Genomic DNA, 657 nt, shown 5'->3' on the forward strand with positions numbered 1-657 from the left:
CACCAGCGCGCCGCCGCCCCGGCGCGCTGGTGGACGGGATCACCGCCCTGTCGCTCGCCTCGACCCTGAAGCTCGCGGCGGGCGACGGCGTCGAGGTCTGGGTCCGCTTCACCGGTGCCGACGGCTACGTCGCTGCGGCCGACTCGTTCTTCGGCGCCCACCAGCTCGGGTGAGACCCGAGCACCCGCCGCGTCGATCGACCTTTTCCCTCTCGGAGACTGCCATGAACCTTTCCCCCATCGGCGAGGCGTGCCTCATCGCGCGCGAGGGCCGGCGCCTGCGGGCCTACCGCGATTCCGTCGGGGTCTGGACGATCGGCGTCGGCCACACCTCCGCCGCCGGACCGCCGCAGGTCGCGCCGGGCCTCGCGATCACCGCCGCCGAGTGCGACGCGATCTTCGCGCGCGACGTCGCGGCCTACGTCGCCGCGGTCCGAAGCGGGCTGACGGCGCCGGTCGGGCCGCACGCCTTCGATGCCCTGGTCTCGCTCTGCTACAACATCGGGCCGTCGGCCTTCGCCGGCTCGACCGCCTTGCGGCGTATCAACGCCGGGGACGCGGCCGGCGGCGCCGAGGCGATGCTGATGTGGGCCAGGCCCGCGGCGATCCTCGGGCGCCGCCGCACCGAGGCCGAGCAGTTCGTCACCCCCTACGCCGC

Annotated in this window: 1 protein-coding gene; it reads left to right on the plus strand. The window is 74.9% G+C overall.

The window, feature by feature from the left end:
• Positions 1 to 223: 223 nt before the first annotated feature.
• The coding region (locus FV222_RS28460; protein ID WP_147816459.1) for a lysozyme at positions 224 to 657 on the plus strand (434 nt) is incomplete at its 3' end.

It is taken from the genome of Methylobacterium sp. WL103, from assembly GCF_008039885.1.
GTDB classification, from domain to species: Bacteria; Pseudomonadota; Alphaproteobacteria; order Rhizobiales; family Beijerinckiaceae; genus Methylobacterium; species Methylobacterium cerastii.